This is a genomic window from Pseudoalteromonas sp. NZS11_1 (assembly GCF_015864275.1).
In the GTDB taxonomy this organism is placed as follows: Bacteria; Pseudomonadota; Gammaproteobacteria; order Enterobacterales; family Alteromonadaceae; genus Pseudoalteromonas; species Pseudoalteromonas arctica.
In genome coordinates this window covers 41,426-59,899 of sequence record NZ_JADYXK010000004.1, presented here as the reverse complement: position 1 = coordinate 59,899, position 18,474 = coordinate 41,426, and the positions used below count along the sequence as shown (strand labels likewise).

General features: G+C 38.2%; 21 protein-coding genes and 1 tRNA gene. 7 read left to right on the top strand and 15 right to left on the bottom strand.

Going from position 1 to position 18,474, the window contains the following annotated elements:
- Positions 1 to 7: 7 nt before the first annotated feature.
- From pal to I6F44_RS05030, 10 genes are all read right to left on the bottom strand, one after another.
- Positions 8 to 550, bottom strand: a complete 543-nt coding sequence (gene pal / locus I6F44_RS05075; RefSeq protein ID WP_024590480.1) for a peptidoglycan-associated lipoprotein Pal — start codon at positions 548 to 550, stop codon at positions 8 to 10.
- 34 nt (positions 551 to 584) lie between these two features.
- Positions 585 to 1,943: a Tol-Pal system beta propeller repeat protein TolB gene (tolB, locus tag I6F44_RS05070; RefSeq protein WP_024590481.1), complete on the bottom strand. Its 1,359-nt coding sequence runs from the start codon at positions 1,941 to 1,943 to the stop codon at positions 585 to 587.
- A 9-nt stretch (positions 1,944 to 1,952) separates the two neighbouring features.
- The gene (gene tolA / locus I6F44_RS05065; protein WP_024590482.1) at positions 1,953 to 2,879 is read right to left on the bottom strand and encodes a cell envelope integrity protein TolA; all 927 of its coding nucleotides are present in this window, start codon (positions 2,877 to 2,879) and stop codon (positions 1,953 to 1,955) included.
- Between the two features lie 4 nt (positions 2,880 to 2,883).
- Complete coding sequence (gene tolR / locus I6F44_RS05060) at positions 2,884 to 3,312, bottom strand: protein TolR (RefSeq protein ID WP_007580386.1); 429 nt, start codon at positions 3,310 to 3,312, stop codon at positions 2,884 to 2,886.
- Positions 3,299 to 4,003, bottom strand: a complete 705-nt coding sequence (tolQ, locus tag I6F44_RS05055; RefSeq protein ID WP_007580384.1) for a protein TolQ — start codon at positions 4,001 to 4,003, stop codon at positions 3,299 to 3,301. The genes tolR and tolQ overlap by 14 nt, the downstream gene beginning before the upstream one ends.
- 980 nt (positions 4,004 to 4,983) lie before the next feature.
- The gene (gene ruvB / locus I6F44_RS05050) at positions 4,984 to 5,991 is read right to left on the bottom strand and encodes a Holliday junction branch migration DNA helicase RuvB (protein ID WP_007580382.1); all 1,008 of its coding nucleotides are present in this window, start codon (positions 5,989 to 5,991) and stop codon (positions 4,984 to 4,986) included.
- 7 nt (positions 5,992 to 5,998) lie between these two features.
- Positions 5,999 to 6,616, bottom strand: a complete 618-nt coding sequence (ruvA, locus tag I6F44_RS05045; protein WP_024590483.1) for a Holliday junction branch migration protein RuvA — start codon at positions 6,614 to 6,616, stop codon at positions 5,999 to 6,001.
- A 2-nt stretch (positions 6,617 to 6,618) separates the two neighbouring features.
- Positions 6,619 to 7,143 carry a crossover junction endodeoxyribonuclease RuvC gene (ruvC, locus tag I6F44_RS05040; protein ID WP_002960649.1) on the bottom strand — a complete coding sequence of 175 codons (525 nt, stop codon included), beginning with the start codon at positions 7,141 to 7,143 and terminating at the stop codon, positions 6,619 to 6,621.
- A gap of 130 nt (positions 7,144 to 7,273) precedes the next feature.
- Positions 7,274 to 9,775 carry an ABC transporter permease gene (locus I6F44_RS05035; RefSeq protein ID WP_024590484.1) on the bottom strand — a complete coding sequence of 834 codons (2,502 nt, stop codon included), beginning with the start codon at positions 9,773 to 9,775 and terminating at the stop codon, positions 7,274 to 7,276.
- On the bottom strand, positions 9,765 to 10,478 hold the full coding sequence (locus I6F44_RS05030; protein WP_008137049.1) for an ABC transporter ATP-binding protein: 714 nt from the start codon (positions 10,476 to 10,478) through the stop codon (positions 9,765 to 9,767). The genes I6F44_RS05035 and I6F44_RS05030 overlap by 11 nt, the downstream gene beginning before the upstream one ends.
- Here I6F44_RS05030 and I6F44_RS05025 point away from each other — a divergent pair, their 5' ends adjacent.
- Together I6F44_RS05025 and I6F44_RS05020 are read left to right on the top strand one after the other, a co-directional pair.
- Complete coding sequence (locus tag I6F44_RS05025) at positions 10,479 to 11,102, top strand: arylesterase (protein WP_024590485.1); 624 nt, start codon at positions 10,479 to 10,481, stop codon at positions 11,100 to 11,102. It abuts the gene before it with no gap.
- Positions 11,103 to 11,212: 110 nt separating this feature from the next.
- Positions 11,213 to 11,289: transfer RNA gene (locus I6F44_RS05020), tRNA-Pro, on the top strand.
- Between the two features lie 208 nt (positions 11,290 to 11,497).
- On the opposite strand, the gene I6F44_RS05015 is transcribed toward I6F44_RS05020, so the two are convergent.
- The 5 genes from I6F44_RS05015 to I6F44_RS04995 form a co-directional block, all read right to left on the bottom strand.
- The gene (locus tag I6F44_RS05015) at positions 11,498 to 12,562 is read right to left on the bottom strand and encodes a replication initiation protein (protein ID WP_008137058.1); all 1,065 of its coding nucleotides are present in this window, start codon (positions 12,560 to 12,562) and stop codon (positions 11,498 to 11,500) included.
- Positions 12,563 to 12,639: 77 nt separating this feature from the next.
- Complete coding sequence (locus I6F44_RS05010) at positions 12,640 to 12,858, bottom strand: helix-turn-helix domain-containing protein (RefSeq protein ID WP_008137059.1); 219 nt, start codon at positions 12,856 to 12,858, stop codon at positions 12,640 to 12,642.
- A 287-nt stretch (positions 12,859 to 13,145) separates the two neighbouring features.
- A complete protein-coding gene (locus I6F44_RS05005; protein WP_197173386.1) occupies positions 13,146 to 13,625 on the bottom strand; it encodes a dual specificity protein phosphatase family protein in 480 nt (159 codons plus the stop codon).
- Between the two features lie 29 nt (positions 13,626 to 13,654).
- Complete coding sequence (locus tag I6F44_RS05000; RefSeq protein ID WP_197173385.1) at positions 13,655 to 14,023, bottom strand: hypothetical protein; 369 nt, start codon at positions 14,021 to 14,023, stop codon at positions 13,655 to 13,657.
- An 89-nt stretch (positions 14,024 to 14,112) separates the two neighbouring features.
- A complete protein-coding gene (locus I6F44_RS04995) occupies positions 14,113 to 14,304 on the bottom strand; it encodes a hypothetical protein (protein WP_197173384.1) in 192 nt (63 codons plus the stop codon).
- Between the two features lie 92 nt (positions 14,305 to 14,396).
- Between I6F44_RS04995 and I6F44_RS04990 the strand changes: the two genes are divergently transcribed.
- The 5 genes from I6F44_RS04990 to I6F44_RS04970 all read left to right on the top strand — a co-directional run bounded on the left by I6F44_RS04990 (position 14,397) and on the right by I6F44_RS04970 (position 17,836).
- Positions 14,397 to 14,657: a helix-turn-helix domain-containing protein gene (locus I6F44_RS04990; protein WP_197173383.1), complete on the top strand. Its 261-nt coding sequence runs from the start codon at positions 14,397 to 14,399 to the stop codon at positions 14,655 to 14,657.
- 115 nt (positions 14,658 to 14,772) lie between these two features.
- A complete protein-coding gene (locus I6F44_RS04985) occupies positions 14,773 to 16,020 on the top strand; it encodes a hypothetical protein (RefSeq protein WP_197173382.1) in 1,248 nt (415 codons plus the stop codon).
- Positions 16,021 to 16,053: 33 nt separating this feature from the next.
- Positions 16,054 to 16,227, top strand: coding sequence for a hypothetical protein (locus I6F44_RS04980; RefSeq protein ID WP_197173381.1), 174 nt, complete (start codon positions 16,054 to 16,056; stop codon positions 16,225 to 16,227).
- A 513-nt stretch (positions 16,228 to 16,740) separates the two neighbouring features.
- A complete protein-coding gene (locus I6F44_RS04975; protein ID WP_197173380.1) occupies positions 16,741 to 16,962 on the top strand; it encodes a hypothetical protein in 222 nt (73 codons plus the stop codon).
- On the top strand, positions 16,955 to 17,836 hold the full coding sequence (locus I6F44_RS04970) for a site-specific integrase (protein WP_197173379.1): 882 nt from the start codon (positions 16,955 to 16,957) through the stop codon (positions 17,834 to 17,836). The genes I6F44_RS04975 and I6F44_RS04970 overlap by 8 nt, the downstream gene beginning before the upstream one ends.
- Positions 17,837 to 18,474 lie beyond the last annotated feature (638 nt).

Genomic DNA, 18,474 nt, shown 5'->3' with positions numbered 1-18,474 from the left:
TCTTATCTTAGTAAACTAGTACCGCACGGCGGTTTTTAGCGAAAGCTGATTCAGTGCGAGACTTAACCATTGGCTTCTCTTCACCGTAGCTTACCACTGACATTTGGCTAGCTGAAACACCTAAGCTTAATAAGTATTTTTCAACTGCTTGGCCACGGTGCTCACCTAGTGCAATATTGTACTCTGGAGTACCGCGCTCATCTGCATGGCCTTCAATTAGTACTTTAACTGATGAGTTTTGAACTAAAAACTCAGCATGTGCACGAAGTAAGTCTGCGTACTTGCTTTCAACTGTCGCAGTATCAAAATCAAAGTAGATTACTTGCTCTTGACGAAGTGCTTCGTACTTTTGACGAAGTTGCTCTTCTGCTTGTTGCTCAGGAGAGATTGTAGCTACTTCAACTGTATCAGTGTTAGTTGATTGCTCAACAACGCCTTGATTTGATTGGTTTGCAGCACCTTCATCAATATCTGAAGATGAGCTACAAGCTGCTAATGTCATTACTGGCACAGCAATTAGCAGGCCTTTAAGTATTTTGTTAAGTTGCATTGAGTAGATTCCTATTTTGAGTAAACCAGTAATATTACTGTAAGTATGGCGACCAAGCTGGTGCCTTTACTTGTCCGTCTAGCACAGGTAACCGTGCCTTAAAGCGGCCGTCCATCGATACTAGCGCAAGTACCTGTTTATTATTATGAAGCGTGCTATATATAATCATCGAACCATTTGGCGCTATGCTCGGTGATTCATCTAGGCGTGTTCTCGTTAATACTTGGAACGCGCCTGTAGCCAGCTCTTTCTTAGCAAGATGGTACTGCCCGTTGGTACGGTTAACCATCACTAATTCTTTTCCATCTGGTGTTATTGAACCAGCAAGATTCATATCACCATCAAAGGTGAGTCGTTGTGACCTACCTGTTTTTAAATTTAACTTATAAATCTGAGCATTACCACCCCTTTCAGATGTAAACACAATATCTTGACCATTAGGGTGCCAAGATGGCTCAGTATCTATGCTACGGTGATTTGTTAAGCGTGTTTCTTTACGTGTAGCTAGGTCAAGCATGTAAACTTCTGTTGCACCCGTTTTGTCCTTAGAAAGCACTAACAATAGCTTTTTACCATCTGGCGAAAACTGCGGTGCACCATTAATACCACGGTAGCTTGCTATTATTTCGCGTTTACCTGTGTATATATCTTGAATGTAAATTTGGCTTTGACGGTTTTCAAACGTTACATACGCTAACTTAGTACCATCTGGTGACCACGCTGGCGACATTAAAGGCTCTTTTGAGCGAAGTAATACTTGCTCATTAAATCCGTCATAATCTGCAACAACTAACTGATAAGGCTTAGGGTCATTATCACGTACTATTACATAGGCAATTTTAGTTAAAAATGCGCCTTTTTCACCAGTCAATCTTTCATAAATAACGTCACTGATTCGATGAGAGTAACGGCGAAAACCACTTTCACCAATAACACTTTCACGCGCTTCCAAAATATGATCTTGGCTTTTAACTAGCTTACCATTACTCATCATTTGTGTGTTGCCACCGGTAATTTGGCCGCGGATCACGTCAACTAACTCATAACGCACTAAGTAACGCCCATCAGTTTGCTGCTCAACTTCGCCCACTAATATCGCTTCCACACCTTTATTAACCCAAGATGCGTAATCAATTTCGCTATCTTTGGTTGGCTGTTGTGGCATCTGCGCTACATCTACAGGTTTAAATTTACCACTGCGCATTAAATCGGCAGCAATAACACTGCTTAATTTTTCAGGGATCGGGCCAACACCTTGATACTTAAAAGGTACTATAGCAATGGGCCTTGCACCGTCTACACCCTCAGTTATTACAATTTCAAGTGCTGCATTAGCAACACCCACAAACCCAAACAGTAAAACTAAACAGGCTATTTTTATTTTGTTGAACATATCATTCCTTTAAAATTCTGGCTTGATTGTTAAATTAATATTCTTAAGTTGTTCGAATACGTCTTTATCTTTAGATACCGGTAATGTGTCGGCCATGCGCACTGCTCTTAATGCAGCTTCACATACCAACTTATCGCCACCTAATGATTTAACTTGCGTTACTAAACCATTAAAACCTAAACGAATATTTACTCGGCACTGTTGGTTTTTCATTTTTTCATCAATCAATAAGTTTTGCTGAATACGCGCCATAATTAATGCACGGTACTTATCAACTTCGCTTACCACTTGTTGTTGACGTATTTTACTACGGGCAGCCTGCTCTTTGGCAAGTTGCTCTTGTAACATTTGCTCTTGCATTGCTTGCTGGCGTTTACGTTCTGCCTCGGCTGCACGCTCTTTTGCTTCTTCTTCACGTTTTTTACGTTCAGCTTCTGCTTTTTTAAGTGCGTCTTCTTCGGTTTTACGCTTATCAGCAGCAGCTTTTGCTGCGCTTTCAGCTTCTTGCTTTTGCTTTTCGGCTTGCTTAGCTTTAGCGCGCTCTTTTTGCTCAATGGCACGTGCTTTTTTAGCTTGTGCTTGCGCCTCGGCTGTTTCTTTTTCTTTAGCTTTACGTTCTTGCTCTAGCTTTTTAATATGCCTAGATTCAGATTCGCGTTGCTTACGTGCATTGGCCGCTCTGCGTTCTAAATCGCGGATACGTTTGTCTTCAGCACTTTTTTTATCTTTTTCTTTCTTTTGAAGTTCAGCAATTTTTTGCTCAACTTGTTTTTGATCAACTGTAACGGCTGATACTGCTTTATCTGGCGTAGGTATAGCCGAATTAAGCGTTACTTCCATTACTCTAGGTGCTGGCGGATGAATGTTTGCAGACGCATACAAAAAACCACCAATTCCTAAATGAAGTACTATCGATTTTACTACTGAACTATTCATACAGCTACTTCCCCTCAAAGGATTCAGTCATTAATCCTACTGATGGTACGCCTGCATTTTTCAAAAAATCCATTAGTAATAATACTTCTTGATACGACACCTTACCCGAGCCTTTAATCATGACTGGCACGTCAGGGTTTTTCATTAACTGTAATTTTATAACCGCAGCAACATCAAGTGCTTCCATAGGCTCTTCAGGATCAGTACCTACGCTTACATAATATTTACCCTCTGCATCAATTGAAGCAATAATGGGAGGAGTATCTTTAGTATCAACTAAATCAGACTCTTCCATTTTAGGTAAATCAACTTTTACACCGTGTGTAATAAGCGGTGCTGTTGCCATAAATATAATAAGTAATACCAACATTACATCAATGTAAGGTACTACATTAATTTCTGCGACCGGACGGCGCTTTTTACGCTGATACATTCGCTTGTGCCTCTATTTGTGTAGCTGCTTGACGGTGTAAAATATTAGCAAACTCTTCCATAAAGTTAATATAGTGAGACTCAAGCTTTTCAACACTGTTTGAAAAGCGGTTATAAGCAATAACAGCCGGAATTGCCGCGAATAAACCCATAGCAGTCGCAATAAGTGCCTCTGCTATACCGGGTGCTACCATTTGTAATGTAGCTTGCTTAACTTCACCTAGTGCAATAAAGGCATTCATAATACCCCACACTGTACCAAACAAACCGATGTACGGACTAATAGAACCTACCGTTGCTAAAAACGATAAGCTAGATTCAATTTTTTCAATTTCACGAGAAAGCGCAACACGCATAGAACGATGCGTCCCTTCCATAACAATACTCGCACTTTGAAATGTATTCTTTTTATGACGAGCAAATTCTTTAAAGCCTGAAGTAAATAAAGCTTCAATACCTTGAGACTGACCGCTGCGTGACGATATTTCGTTATACAATTTACTTAGATCAATACCAGACCAAAATTTTTGCTCAAATTTCTTAGCATTTGATAGTGCATCTGATATTGCTTTTTTACGCTGAAATATAATTGTCCACGACATTACAGACATGGCAACTAGCCCTAACATCACTAACTGAACAAGCAAGCTTGCTTCTAAAATTAGGTCTAAAAAATTAAGCCCTGATCCCACGTTAAACTCCTAAGTAATTTCAAAATACGGCAAATTGGTTAATTTGTGTAAATATGACCGTTTATACGGTCAAAAGTTGCATCTAGTGTATCTAGTCCATTTCAAGCTGACAACGGTATTGCTATGAATAGGCAACAAAAAACGTTAAAAAACAGCTTTAGTTGGCATTTTCCTTTGCCTCAGTATTTTATTTAATCTTTTAAATAAACTCGCTAACTATAAATATGCGTAAATATATAAGTAAAACGTCATAAAATGCGCCGTTTATTCAAAATAAGAGCATAAACACTCAAAACCTATAAGCCTCACCTTCACATAACAGTAAAACTAATACCGAGCCACATCAAAAGAAATTACTTAAGCTAGAAATTTCATTAACTTATAAATTTAACGATTAATTAACGCGCAAGATTCAAACAACAATAAAATTCACCGAATTAGTTTTTCTAATCTGAAAATACAAATTTTCTAGTTTGAATAAAAAGGTGATCTTACGTATTATTCTCCCATACCGAACTAGCGCACTGAATGAGATAGTTTCATTAAGCCAAGTTCTTAGTAATAGGATATTTTATCGTATTACATTGTTTTACTCTTTCTGGATAAAACCAAATTCAGTAAAACGTAGTTCCCTGGATTACTTCCTTCAACTTGTTGTTTGCCCGCATTTTTTGCGGGCTTTTTTTTGCCTGCAATTTGGTGCGCTACATACTTTATTTATAAACTAATAATTGCCCTACCTATTTTACAATAAGTAATTCGGTTACTAGTTTGAATGGTACGCAGGATAGCTTCGCGAGTCTTAACGCCCTGTGAATTAACAGTTAACTATAAAGCGTATAAGTATTTTGAAATAACATTTGCAACAGTGTGCTGAGATTTTGGGTAAAATACCAGCCGTATAAATATTTGAAAGAAAGGGATACTAAGTCAATTACCTGCTGCGCAATAAAGCACAGCAAGTAATGTATATGATGAGGCTAGTCTTTTTTAGGAAGTAAACCAAAGTGATGATATGCACTGTCAGACACTATTCGCCCACGCGGAGTACGCTGAATAAACCCTTGCTGAATTAAAAACGGCTCTATTACATCTTCTATTGTTTCACGCTCTTCACCAATAGCTGCAGCTACATTGTCGAGTCCTACTGGGCCGCCCATGAATTTTTCAATTATGGCGAGTAAATATTTGCGATCCATATAATCAAAACCACTTTTATCTACGTCAATCATATCAAGCGCTTGCTTAGCTACTTCGGCGTTTACTGTACCGTCAGATTTTACCTGTGTGTAATCGCGTACACGGCGTAATAAACGGTTTGCAATACGTGGTGTACCACGTGAACGTTGTGCAATTTCGGTTGCGCCGTCGTCACACATTTCTAAACCAAGATAATGTGCAGAGCGCCCTACTATGTGCGACAAATCTTCTACAGAATAAAACTCTAATCGCTGCACAATACCAAAACGGTCACGTAGTGGCGATGTAAGCGATCCTGCTCGGGTGGTTGCACCAATAAGCGTAAATGCAGGTAAGTCTAATTTAATAGAACGCGCAGCTGGGCCTTCACCAATCATTATATCAAGCTGGTAGTCTTCCATTGCTGGATACAGTATTTCTTCAACTTGCGGGCTTAGCCTGTGTATTTCATCAATAAACAGTACATCGCCTTCTTCTAAATTAGTAAGTAACGCAGCTAAATCGCCTGCTTTTTCAAGTACAGGGCCGGATGTTGTTTTAATACTTACGTGTAATTCGTTGGCTACAATATTTGCAAGCGTGGTTTTACCAAGCCCTGGTGGGCCAAATATTAATAAATGATCGAGCGCTTCACCACGGGTTCGGGCAGCTTCAATAAAAATTTCCATTTGCTGCTTAACATGAGGCTGGCCTCTGTAGTCGGCTAAAAGTTTTGGTCTTATTGCACGATCTATAGAGTCTTCATTTGTTTTTTCAGTCGCATCAATTAAGCGATCCGCTTCAATCATGGGTTACTCACAACATTGATTTTAAAGATTCTCTAATAAGAACCTCAGTAGACATATCGGGCTTGCTTATCGATTTTACTGCTTTTTGCGCTTGTGGCAATTTATAACCTAACGCAACCAATGCCGATACGGCATCATCGGCTGCATTATTAGCAATTGTCGCATCGCTCATCGGCTCTATTACCGCGCTGTCACTAAATGGCGTAAATAAATCATTACCCCAATCTTTTAATCTGTCTTTCATTTCGAGTACTAAACGCTCGGCTGTTTTTTTACCTACACCCGGTAATTTAACAAGCGACGTTGAGTCTTCGTTATTTACACAGCTTACAAATTGCTTTGCCGACATGCCCGATAAAATAGCTAAGCCAAGTTTTGGACCAACGCCATTTGCTTTTAATAGCTCTCTAAACAAGGCGCGTTCAACTTTATTATTAAAACCAAATAATAATTGAGCATCTTCACGCACTACAAAGTGGGTGTAAACAATCGCGTTTTCACCAATTTTTGGTAAATCGTAAAAACAGGTCATTGGCATTTGTACTTCGTAACCGACACCACTTACTTCGAGTAATATTTCTGGTGGCTGTTTTTCGACTAAAATACCATTTAAGCGGCCTATCATAGTTATTTCCTTAAACGTCCTCTAACGGTTTTGCTTGCGCTACCCGCTAGTTTAATTAAATTTTGTTCTGAGTGAGCGTGGCAAATCGCAATAGCAAGTGCATCAGCTGCATCGGCCTGTGGCGTACCGGGTAGTTTTAAAATATTTTTTACCATGTGCTGCACTTGTGTTTTATCAGCGCCACCGTTACCTACTACTGCTTGCTTAATTTGCCTAGCTGAATATTCAAATACGGGTAAGTCGGCCATTGCAGCGCCAACAATCGCCGCGCCTCTAGCTTGGCCAAGCTTTAAAGCTGAATCGGGGTTATGCGCCATAAATACTTTTTCAATGGCAAAGGTTTCTGGCGAAAACTGCTCAATAAGCTGTGTAATGCCTTGATAGATCATTTTAAGCCTAACCGGAAAAGGATGATCGGCTAACTTAATACAACCACTGCCTAAGTATGTAAATTTAGAACCTTGGTGGGCAACAACGCCATATCCGGTCAAACGTGAACCAGGATCGATCCCTAAAATGATGGCCAAACAGCGCTCCATTGTTATTATTTTTAAATTACGCTAATAATGCCAGAGCACTGTATAAATTACCAGTACAAAGAAAAACAAAAATGCCCACGTATTAGGTGGGCATTTGCAGGAGCGTGTTAGTTTAAACTTACCCTAGGGCACGCACTAATCCTTGGGTGTTTTGTTTAAGTGTTCGGGCAATCATTAAATAGCCTAAACCAGCCACAAATACACCGCCAGCTACCGGACCAATAATCCATATATGCGGATGTAACTTACCTGCTAAATCAAACATTTGCTGCTGCACAATTAAAAGCGCTATATCACTAAAAAATGCAGCCACTAAGCCAGCTAAACCGCCGAGTAATAAAAACTCGTACAAGGTCGCGTTTTTAATCAATCGGCTTTTAGCGCCAAGTGTTCGCAGTATTACAATTTCTTGCATACGCTCACCTAAACTAGCTTGCACTTGCGATATAAGTACAAGCGCGCCACACAGCACAACAATGGCAAGTACAAAGCCAATGGCGAGTGATACTTGCGAAATAGTTGTTTGTATTTGCTTAACAAAGTTGTCAATATCAATCGCTGTAATAGTAGGGTAAGTACGCAATAACTGGCTAAAGTCACGCTTTTGATCTGGGTTTATACGTACCGACGAAATATACGTCGCCGGAAAATCTGCAAGTACATCTGGGCTTAAAATAATAAAAAAGTTAGGTTTAAGCGTGGCCCAATTAACTTTGCGCACACTGGTAATTTTAGCGTCGAACGATTGCGAACCAATTAAAAATGTAAGCGTATCGCCTATCTCAACATCTAAACGCTCAAGCATCGACTCCTCTACTGAGGCTTCAGCCATCGCATTTTCACCAAACCACGTGCCTTGTGTTACTTCATTTTGGTCAGGCACATCTTTAAGCCATGTAAGGTTTAGCTCGCGGCCAATACCTGCACGTGCTTCTTCGTCTTTTTTCTCGTTGTCTTGCAGCGATACAGAACGTGCTACCAACTCGCCGTTTACCGCATTTACGCGTCCACGAATAGTGGGATAAAACTCTGATACCTGAATATCTTTTTGAGCTAAATACTCATTAATTGGCTCAAGCTCATTTTGCGTAATATTAACTAAAAACGCATTAGGCGCATCGGCAGGAAGTTGCGATTGCCAATCAGATATCATGTCGTTTTTAAGTACCACTAAAAACAGCAGTAATTTAATCGCTAATGAAAAACTAATTAACTGTACCGCGTTCACATTTGCACGCTTTTGAATAGATGCAATTGCAAGCGACCAACTGTTACCTGGCTTAAGCCCTAATTTTCGACCGCCACCAAATATTAATTTAGATATCAAAAACAACACACCAATTAGCGCAAGTGTTGATATAAACAAAATAAGCGTTATTTTTATGTTGTTACTGAATAACCACATTAATAAAAACACGGTTAGCGCACTCATTCCTAAATGCACACGACTAACTGCCAATTTGTCACCTAAGTTACGGCGCAGCACTCTAAGCGGTGGAATATCAAATAAATCAAATAACGGTTTAATAGAAAACATAACGGCACAAATTACGCCAGTGCTTATAGCCACCAGCCAAGGTTTAAAGCCACCTAAAGGTAGCTCTGTGCCCATACTTTTTGATAAGTAACTTGTTGCTATTTCTTGCAAGCCATAACCAATTAACAGCCCAATACTTACCGCCATTGCACATACAAGCAATAAATGGAGCATGTATATTTTGCGGATCATTGAGCGGCTACCGCCTAGCGTTTTCATCATCGCTACTGGATCGTATTGGCGTTCACAATAACGTTTTGCTGAAACGGCTATAGCCACTGCGGCTAAAATAATACCTAATAGGCCGGCAAGTAATAAAAAGCTCTCTGCACGGTTTAAACTATTTGAAATAGGTGATTGACGGTCTTTAACGCCGTACCATTGTTGGTTTTCTTTCATTTGTGGTTTAAGCCACTCGTAAAAGCTATTTATATCGGCCTCACTACCTGCATAAAGTTGGCGATAATAAACACGACTACCTGGCTGCACAACTTCGGTTTTTGCCACATCGTCAATATTAATAAGCACACGACGGCTGCTCGAAAATACATTAAATGGCGCGTCAGGCTCTTCTACAATAACTTTTGAAACATTAAATAATGCAGCGCCAAGCTCTACTTGCGCGCCTATATCAATATTTAAACTGTAAAATACTGATTCACTTAGCCACACATTACCAGGCGTTGGTCCGCTATTAGCAACCTTAGTTTCACCTGTTAAGGTATCTTTAACTTTTAACTGCCCTTTTAACGGGTACGCATTAGATGCCGCTTTTACTGAGCTAAACTGCATTTCATCATCGGCAAACAACATAGTGTCGAAGTACACCATTTGCGCCGTTTTTAAATTTTGGCTCTGTGCTTTAGTAATAAAAGCAGTGTCGAGAACATGATCGCTTGCAAGTACACGGTCTGCTGCAATAAAAGCACTGCTTTTTTGCGCAATACTTTGCCCTATTCGCTCAGTAACCATAGACAGTGTAAGCACGGTTAAAACAGCAAGGGCGATAGCTGCGCTTATAACTGTTAGCTCACCACGGCGAAATTCTCGCGAAAATAACTTAAGCGCTAACTTAACCCACATTAGCAACGTCCTCTACTTGGCTTTTTACCAGTAAGCCCGCTTCTATTTGAATAATGTGCTCACATTTTTGTGCAAGCCCTTCATCGTGAGTCACCAAAATAAGCGTAGTGCCGTGTTGCGTGTTTAAATCAAATAATAACGACTCAATCATTTTACCGTTTTTGCTGTCTAAATTAGCCGAAGGCTCATCAGCAAACAATATTTTAGGCGTACCAATAAATGCTCGCGCAATAGCAACACGTTGCTGTTCACCGCCAGAGAGTTGCGACGGGTAATGATCAATTCGATGGCTCAAGCCTACTTTTTCAAGCAAAGCAATTGCTTGCTCTTTTGCATCACTTTCGCCAGCAAGTTCTGCTGGTAGCATAACGTTTTCTAGTGCAGTTAAGCTTTGTACTAACATGAACGATTGAAACACAAATCCAATTTTAGCCGCGCGCAGTGCAGCACGCTCTTCTTCATCTAAATTGTGTAATGGCTCGCCATCTAAAAATATTTCGCCGCTGCTTGCGGTATCCAGCCCTGCTAATAAACTGAGTAACGTTGATTTACCAGAGCCCGACGTACCAACAATAGCAACAGACTCGCCATGCTTGACATTAAAGCTGATGTCGCTGAGGATGGGCAGCTCACCTTCAAAGGTAGAGACTACTTTAGACAAACCATTAACCTGAATTATATTTAATTGAGAAAGCGCTGACATATGACTCATTCAATCCTTCGTTTAGTATTCATTTTATTTTTAGTTATCAAACCGCTGAGCGCAGCAGCCGACAACACGATTTTAATACTCGGTGACAGTTTAAGCGCAGCCTACGGACTTCAACAAGAAGAAGGCTGGGTAAAATTGTTACAAGATAAATACGATGACGAACAAGCCGACATTGAACTTATCAACGCCAGTATTAGTGGCGAAACATCTGGTGGAGCCCTACGCCGTTTAGATACATTGCTTGAGCAATACGAACCCACTCATGTACTTATTGAGCTAGGTGCTAATGACGGTTTACGTGGTTTTCCTGTCAAAAAAATGCAAACTAACTTAACGTCTCTTATTCAAAAAAGCCAAGCAGCTAATGCGATGACCGCCTTAATGGAGATTTACATTCCCCCTAATTACGGCCCGCGTTACAGTAAAATGTTTACAGACACTTTCTCGCGCGTTAGCGAAGAGACAAATGCGCATTTAATGAACTTTTTTATGCTCGATGTTGCTGGTCAACCTGAGCTAATGCAAAACGATAGTTTACACCCTAACAAAAAAGCTCAGCCATTAATACGCGATGAGATGTATGACTCGATCAAAAAGTGGTTAAATAAAGACTAGCCAATTAATATACCGCAAGAGTGTCTTTTTAGGTCTCTTGCGTAATAAACACCCAAACAAACAATCGCTTATTGATTTTTAAAAAAATACACGTACTATTGCATACAAATCGGTATGTGGCGCAGCTTGGTAGCGCACTGTCATGGGGTGGCAGGGGTCGAGAGTTCGAATCTCTCCATACCGACCAATTAATTTATTTAAATATTAAGTACTTATAATTTAAATAAAATACATATTGCTACACCCACACTAAATATTATTAATACATGTAGCATATATGTAGCTTCACTACTTACAGCTAATTCAGCTCGTTCATATGTAGTTATTAAGTAAATAACTTTAATATGTAACATCATGCCCTACCTTATTTCCTAATACCCTGATGTGCAGCATAATTAACATATTTCTAGTAGATGTTTATATTTAGCAACAGCTTGTCGAGTCATTCCTATTTCGTTGGCTATAAGCACCTGTGAAGGCTTTTTCCCTTCACTTTGTATCTTCGTTATTGCTTTAGTAATTTTTTCCTCTGTGTTTGTTCTACGTGCTTTGTGTGTAAACTTAGCCCCCTGCTGTTGAGCAAGTTTTTTAGTTACGATCTTAATTTGCAGTAAAAATAGTCCGGCTCTCCCACGGTTATTTGACGAGCTATATTTAAACCAAGTGAAATTAGCCACACTCTTAACAATCCCTTTCAATTCGGAGTGGTTTAATGGGTGGATTTTAGGAAGGTCTGACGAACTGAACTCATTACACGACTGAGCAATATTAAATAAATGACTTTCCCATTGCTCATATGTCCAATTTTCTTTCGCATAATTAATGCGTTCATATGCTATGAATCTGAGTTCATGAAATACCATACAGTTTCGCGACTCAGCGACCAAAGACCAATCAAAGTCATATCGGCGTTTTTTTGTCACCTTTGTTAAATAATTATTTAATTCATTTAGACTGTATTCATGTGCATGAAGGAAAGATGTATTCCAACTTGAATTTAAAGGATTTTTACTCAAAGGGCCGTAATAGTCTGCATCAGCGCCTAATTGCAATGTCATCCCTTTTTTTACATCATCTAAAAACCTGACAGGTTTTTCACGCGATGCATTTGATGAAGGTACAAATTGCACTGCATAAAATAGATGCGCGCCACCAACTACTTTAGAGCTATCAGCTCGGTCTAAACCACTTACAATTATATTCGGTGGCGGTAATAACTTATCTTCCCAGCTGAAAGTGTTTTCATCATCAATGTCAAAAACCAACCAAAACACGATGTTTTTAGGGTTTATCTGAATATATTTATGAGTTTTTAACGCTAAATCACCATACCTATAACGTGCTTCATGTTTTATATCTGCACTAAGTGTTCTAGGTGGTGTGGTTTGAAATAATCTTTGTGTTAAAAGCAACTGAGCACACTTATTCTCAACCACTAATGGCTGTAATGCTGAATTCATAATAAAAATACCTATGTCAAAAGTAATCAACATGGCAGGCAAGAAGTATAATTTTTTATGCCTGCCATATTAGCAAGCTATGTGCGGTCACCATACTTTCGAAGCCAAGTATCTAAAGTCGACTTTTCAAATAGTAGTTTGTTACCTAACTTAATACTTTCAGGCGAAAGTTTTTTAGCCAACTGCTGATCCCCCGCTTTTAAAGCGGCTTTACTTTTATTACGAATATTATAAATATGTTGAGTAGAACAGCTTAAATAAGCAGCTGCTTGTTGAGCGGTAATATATCCAGGCATAACAATCTCCAATACGTTAAAGAAGCGAAGAAATGTGCCACATAGATATGGCTTAATTGCATACACATACGTGTATGTACCTCGTTACGTATTGAAGGCAGCCCGTAGGCGCCTGTTTTTTCACTGTGAAAGTGATAGGTAGAATGTACTGAACTTAATTAAATAGGGAAATTTCTTCGCGTTATAAATAAGCATATAACATATGCCTATTTATAAATTTAAATTACTTAGGAGTATAAATCAAGGAGTTTAGCCTCTAACGGGTATTGAACTTTATAACACTCTGTTTATAACCACCGTTTTTGAATGTAGCCCAAGTTTCCAAATTTAGGCTTATATTCACTGTAGTAGTTTTCACGAAACACTTTATCCGCGCCTTCCCTATTTATTAAACCGTTTTCAAGTAAATACATTAAAGCAATAGATGGGCTTCGAGATTCACCTAAGCTGCAATAGATAAATACTTTTTCTTCATTGTCTAAAGCTCTTTTTATAAAGCCTAACGCAGGATCGATCATTTCATTACTTACATATGCAGGGTTATCACCATCAATCATGTTTAAATAAATCACTTCCTCCGTTTCTTTAAATAAGTAGTAAGGGTTATCTTTGTTGCATCCCCTGCCACTCCAACCAACAACAGATTGGTGAGTTACATGACCATTTGCTCTGTTTAAAGCACAAACAATTTTCATGCCCTTTGATTTGGCAAGCTCATATTCTTCTTTAGTACCTACGTAAATTTCTAAATCGCCAATTCTTTTCATAATAAATCCCTTTAAGTTTTTTTTGCCGTTTAATGAATTACTGAACGATGGGTTTTTAAACTATTACTACAATCATCACAAAGCATAAGCATCCACTTAAACACTGATTGAACATGTGCCTCAGGGTAGTAATTATCGCGTTTTTTCACTTTTTCTGAACGTTTATAAAACGATGAAAAAGACTCTAATTGTATATCCCAAACCTCTGATTGCTCGTTACTATAATCGTAAAACATAAAGTCTAAGGTAAGTAGCTCACTAAGTACTTGTGCTTCATTAAGCTTACTTAAGTTATCTCTAATTGATAATAACTTATCACGGCTATTATCTTGACCTTGCAGTTTAATATATAAAAAAACAATCGCGGGTAAAAATGCGTAAACATTAAAATTAATCATAAAAAAACTACGCAGCTTTTCAACTGCGTAGCCTGTATTTTGTGTAAAAACCCACCTAACAATTGCACTTAAAAAAGCAACTGTCAAAACTATTTGTAGAACTCGCCACGGCTATGAGCGTCACGCGCTTCTTGCTCTGTGTAGCTATCACCGCAATGATCGACATTTCCAGTTCCATCATTGTATTCATCAATGAACTTATCTTGCTCAGACTTATCATCAACATCCAGTAAAATATCAACCGTAACGGCTCCTACAAACTTAACTGCTTTCCACAACATTTGCTTCACTCGCCTCTATCTAAGTATTCCTTAGTATCGTGAACACATTAAAGCTAAGAAACTCTTAGTTTTCAAGTTAAGAATTAAATATAATGAAAACGAATGATGGTTCACCGTTTCCAAAACGGCTAAAAGAGGCAAGACTAGCAAAAGGACTTTCGCAAAAAAAACTAGGGATACTGGCAGGGATGGATCAATTCGCGGCGTCGCCTAGAATGAATCAGTACGAAAAAGGCGTGCATTCACCCGACTTTCAAACAGTACGGGCACTAGCTAAAGTATTAGAAGTGCCAACAGCATTTTTTTACTGTGAAGAGAATGAGCTTGCTCAAATAATTAAAAGCTATTATTAAACATGTGACTCTATATTTTTTAAGCTACTGTTTACCTATATTAATTTTCTTACCTAATAGTTTTGAATTTAGTATATTGCAATGATGTGATCAATTATTACAAATTAGGTAAATTATGGATTCAAAACTAAGCATGTTGAAATATTATAAAAGCCAAATTTTTTATTTAAAAAATTTACTTAATTCAATTGACCCAACAGAAGATAATTTAGCTCCATTATTTGAAATACAACAATACATAATTGATAGAATACTGAACACTGAAGTTAAAATATGTGTAAAAAAAGCTGAGCTAAAAGATCTAAAAACCTCACTTCGTACCCATACAAACGGAAAAAAATATTCGACTGAACTTAAGTTAAAAATTAATAACGTAAATGACTCATTAGCTGGGTATAAGTTTTTACTGTATGTCTGGAGGTGCTTTGGCGATGGTATCGTTTTTAAATATTCTAGTAAGTGGAATCTTAAACGACTTTTTTTCGAAGTAAATTCATCCAAAGTAAAGCAAAAAGCAGGTTATATTGGAGGTAAACAAGGAATTTACAAAGAGTTAGACATAGTTAAGGATGCTTTATCGAATAATATTCCAGCCGTACTTTGCGATATTACCAATTCATTAAGACATGGGGATGTGTGCTTACTAGATAAAAATGACCCTCATATAATTGAAGTAAAATCTAGCTCTAATACAAACAAACGAGTCAAGCGACAAATTGAATCAATAGATCAAATACACAGCTATCTTAAGAATAATATTGGGGATATTGGTGGCGTAGAAAAAATGAGAAGAGTAGAGTTCCAAGAAAATGAAGTACATCATAATTCATCAATCAATGAAGTAATTCGAGCCCTCTCAAAAACAAATTTTTACCAAACCTCTCCAGAACCCGGCCTTCATTACGTAGGTGTAAAAACAGGCCACAATATTGATTTTAATTGTTTGTTTAATGAAGTAAAAGAGCCTGTTCTATACATGCTTAACGAAGGCAAAACAGATGAAAGATGGGATAATTACTATCCATTTACTCTGTCCATACAAAGCGCTGAATCCTTGTACAGTTTTTTATCTGGTAAGATATTCTTATTCGTTGTTGTTGATGGCGCTATCCTCAAAAAAATGTTTAAAGAAAACGGCTATGATCTTGAAATAGTTATGACAGAAGATGCAGGGTTTGTTTACTCCAAAATCGTTAATGGTTATAAAGAACCTTTTTATTTCATGTCATCAGAGCATCTAGTTGGAAGGCTAGGATTTGAGTTTATATCGCTTGAATGGTTTTTAAATAAGCAAAAGCTTATGTTAAAAGAAATGGAACATGACTTGATTATTCAGGTAGAAACAACGACCAAGGTCAATTAACAAAACAGGAACAAAATTATGAATATTGATACAATGGAGTCCATATCAAGCGAAGACTATAGAAGCTTCCTTATACGTGAAGGTCTATTTCATATTAATCATGACATACTCGAATCGTCTATTACTGGTTATGCGATAGCAGCAAATAAAGAGCAATTAGATATATATATTGAAGAGTTACAAAAAATCAAAAAGCATTTGAAATAAACCTCCTTTTGATACTAACTTTTACCCTTATTAACATAGCTATATCTTTAGTGCGAAACCGTCTTTTTAAATAGAGGCATCATGAGCAATAGCCTCTGTTTAAACATTGGGGCTTCGCCCCTGTCCCCCGCTATGTCGAAGCCGAAAATCGGCTTACACATAGCGGGGGACAACACATTCATACTCTTATACGCAGGTTTTATTTGCAGATTGAAAAATATTTCTAAAGTGGTAATCTTATTGCTACTGAAGCTCTAACGAGCCAGAAAAAAACAGGCGCTATTCTGCTGCCTTCAACACGTAGTAACGAGGTAAATACTATCTTTTCAGAGGTAGTAACCAACCAAAAACGGCGCACTCCAGCTGCTGACAACACGTAGAAATGAGGTTAATAATCAGGCGAGATCAGTCCGAGCCTTTCGCATATGCGAAAAACAGGGGCGAATAGGCTTAAGTGCCGCTGAGCTTTATTGTCAGTCAATCTTACAACCTTAATACGACTGGAGTCATACCATGAAATTCGATGCACTAACCGAAGTCCAAAAACTAAAATTTGAAAGTAAGTTAATCGCTGGAAGCCGTAAAAAAACATCTAAGCTTGATAAACATAAATTCGAGCTAATAGAAATTTACAAGCAAGGGTCTAACATTGTCGAGCTTCAGCGCTGGCTAAAACGTAAAGGTATAAATGCTCATTGGTCAACAATTCAAAGATGGATCAAAAAACATGGCTAAATTTGCGAAACCAAAAACTCAAGCACACAATGTCATAAAAGGGCTTACAAAAAGTAAGCTTATAAAGTCTCTTGGAACTGCCAGAAACTACGAGCAATCACTTAGCACCGTTGCCTCTTGGGCTAAGAACATTGGCATAAACGGTATTCAGGCAATGACCATCGTTCAAGCACTCAATTATTTAGATTACCGTAAAGAAATAGTGGGTCAAAAGTCACTAGATATGGAGCGCCAAGCTATACAAGCAATGATGAGGCTAAACGGCAAACTTAAAAACAAGCAAACACTCCCTGTTATTAAATCAATTAACCAGCAAATTCTTAAATCACGCGCCTACACCACAGAGCAAGCACAAATAATAAGTAAGCACCAAACGCCTAAATATTCATTATCAACACAAATAGCGCTCTCTGCGGGGCTTCGTGCACATGAATTATTGACCATAGCCAAAGTTGAAGAGCGTAAAGCAGATAAACGACCAGCTTTTGGTTCAAAATGGTCTGGTCGAAACGGTCTGCTATATACAGTTACAGGCAAAGGTGGCTTAAAACGCGAAGTCCTAATACCTCACGATTTAGCAGCAAAATTAGAACTTCGTAAATTTAAAAAACCTGTCACTGTTGTTGATAGAAAAATAAGCTACTTACAGCGGTACAATATTGGAGGCGGTAAAAAGTGGTCCGATTCATTTAATAAAGCATCAAACCGTACTCTTTCATATTCCAACGGTGCTCACGGCCTAAGGCATAGCTACGCACAAGAAAGAGTATTAGAGTTAATACTTAACCAATATCCGTATCAAATAGCATTAGAGACCGTTTCACAAGAAATGGGACATTTCAGGGCTGAAATTACTGAAGTTTATTTACGTTAAATTAAAAAGCTACCATCAAGATAGCTTTAATTTCAAACCTTATTTATTTCTTTGAAGACTTACTAGGTTTTAATCCTGGGGTGTTCCCCGGAGTGTTTTTGTTATCACGTCTACGTTTATCAGGTTTGCCAGTTGAATCAGCAATTGGTTTTGGTCCTGGTTTAAGAGCCACAATCGTTATCCTTTCAATTAAGAGGAAGTCCCTCAATTATGAGTATAGCTTTAAACAAAAATTTAGAGGTTGTTATTGATAAATACTTACTTCTTCATTAATTCGAAAAGATACAATTTTGAATGAAATCTAAAAGTAACGTGTTAAGGGTTCGCGTATGTAGTACAGCGTAAATATAATAACTTTAAAAAACTTAATTTGACGCACTCAAACTAGCTAGGTTTCAATTAAATATATCAATTGTACGCCTCAAACGCCCTACTCTTTTCAACTGCCGCACACGTCCTCAGGCATAGCTTCGCTCAAGGAAAAATGATTGAGCTTAATGCATTAGGCTTTAAATATAAAACGGCCTTAGAGACTGTTTCACAAGAGATGGGCATTTTAGACCTGAAATCACCGAAGTGTATCTTCAGTGAGAATTCATAACTAATTGCTATCATTTAATAAAGTGTTGCTACACTTG

What these genes read in the sequence shown, in the direction of transcription:
- I6F44_RS04995 (WP_197173384.1), bottom strand. Translation starts at nt 14,304, where the DNA reads ATGTTGTGGAAAGCAGTTAAGTTTGTAGGAGCCGTTACGGTTGATATT.
- ruvA (WP_024590483.1), bottom strand. Translation starts at nt 6,616, where the DNA reads ATGATAGGCCGCTTAAATGGTATTTTAGTCGAAAAACAGCCACCAGAA.
- I6F44_RS05000 (WP_197173385.1), bottom strand. Translation starts at nt 14,023, where the DNA reads ATGATTAATTTTAATGTTTACGCATTTTTACCCGCGATTGTTTTTTTA.
- tolA (WP_024590482.1), bottom strand. Translation starts at nt 2,879, where the DNA reads ATGAATAGTTCAGTAGTAAAATCGATAGTACTTCATTTAGGAATTGGT.
- ruvB (WP_007580382.1), bottom strand. Translation starts at nt 5,991, where the DNA reads ATGATTGAAGCGGATCGCTTAATTGATGCGACTGAAAAAACAAATGAA.
- I6F44_RS04990 (WP_197173383.1), top strand. Translation starts at nt 14,397, where the DNA reads ATGAAAACGAATGATGGTTCACCGTTTCCAAAACGGCTAAAAGAGGCA.
- I6F44_RS05015 (WP_008137058.1), bottom strand. Translation starts at nt 12,562, where the DNA reads ATGAATTCAGCATTACAGCCATTAGTGGTTGAGAATAAGTGTGCTCAG.
- I6F44_RS04980 (WP_197173381.1), top strand. Translation starts at nt 16,054, where the DNA reads ATGGAGTCCATATCAAGCGAAGACTATAGAAGCTTCCTTATACGTGAA.
- I6F44_RS05010 (WP_008137059.1), bottom strand. Translation starts at nt 12,858, where the DNA reads ATGCCTGGATATATTACCGCTCAACAAGCAGCTGCTTATTTAAGCTGT.
- I6F44_RS04970 (WP_197173379.1), top strand. Translation starts at nt 16,955, where the DNA reads ATGGCTAAATTTGCGAAACCAAAAACTCAAGCACACAATGTCATAAAA.
- I6F44_RS05035 (WP_024590484.1), bottom strand. Translation starts at nt 9,775, where the DNA reads ATGTGGGTTAAGTTAGCGCTTAAGTTATTTTCGCGAGAATTTCGCCGT.
- tolR (WP_007580386.1), bottom strand. Translation starts at nt 3,312, where the DNA reads ATGTATCAGCGTAAAAAGCGCCGTCCGGTCGCAGAAATTAATGTAGTA.
- tolB (WP_024590481.1), bottom strand. Translation starts at nt 1,943, where the DNA reads ATGTTCAACAAAATAAAAATAGCCTGTTTAGTTTTACTGTTTGGGTTT.
- I6F44_RS04975 (WP_197173380.1), top strand. Translation starts at nt 16,741, where the DNA reads ATGAAATTCGATGCACTAACCGAAGTCCAAAAACTAAAATTTGAAAGT.
- I6F44_RS05005 (WP_197173386.1), bottom strand. Translation starts at nt 13,625, where the DNA reads ATGAAAAGAATTGGCGATTTAGAAATTTACGTAGGTACTAAAGAAGAA.
- I6F44_RS05025 (WP_024590485.1), top strand. Translation starts at nt 10,479, where the DNA reads ATGACTCATTCAATCCTTCGTTTAGTATTCATTTTATTTTTAGTTATC.
- pal (WP_024590480.1), bottom strand. Translation starts at nt 550, where the DNA reads ATGCAACTTAACAAAATACTTAAAGGCCTGCTAATTGCTGTGCCAGTA.
- I6F44_RS05030 (WP_008137049.1), bottom strand. Translation starts at nt 10,478, where the DNA reads ATGTCAGCGCTTTCTCAATTAAATATAATTCAGGTTAATGGTTTGTCT.
- I6F44_RS04985 (WP_197173382.1), top strand. Translation starts at nt 14,773, where the DNA reads ATGGATTCAAAACTAAGCATGTTGAAATATTATAAAAGCCAAATTTTT.